This is a genomic window from Pseudomonas juntendi (assembly GCF_009932375.1).
Taxonomy (GTDB): Bacteria; Pseudomonadota; Gammaproteobacteria; order Pseudomonadales; family Pseudomonadaceae; genus Aquipseudomonas; species Aquipseudomonas juntendi.
In genome coordinates this window covers 1-231 of record NZ_BLJG01000449.1, presented here as the reverse complement: position 1 = coordinate 231, position 231 = coordinate 1, and the positions used below count along the sequence as shown (strand labels likewise).

At 64.9% G+C, this 231-nt stretch carries 1 protein-coding gene; it reads right to left on the bottom strand.

Annotated features, from left to right (window positions below):
* A partial coding sequence (locus GYA94_RS26660) for an FUSC family protein (protein WP_174824217.1) occupies window positions 1-231 on the bottom strand: 231 nt, incomplete at both ends.

The following is a 231-nucleotide window of genomic DNA, read 5'->3' as shown; positions in this document are numbered from 1 at the left end:
AAGCCATAGGCGCGGAAGGTGCGGTAGCGCATGGCACCGGCCGAGCACAGCCCAACCCACAGCGCCAGGCTGGGCAGGAACAGCTCGGTGTTCTGCGGGAAAATGGCAATCAACGCCACCATCATCGCCGAGCCGGCCAGGGTGCCGAGCACCCGGTAGAAGCTCTTGGCGAACACGTGGCCGCTTTGCGGCTGCATGACGATGAACACGGTGATCATCGCCGTGCGCGGT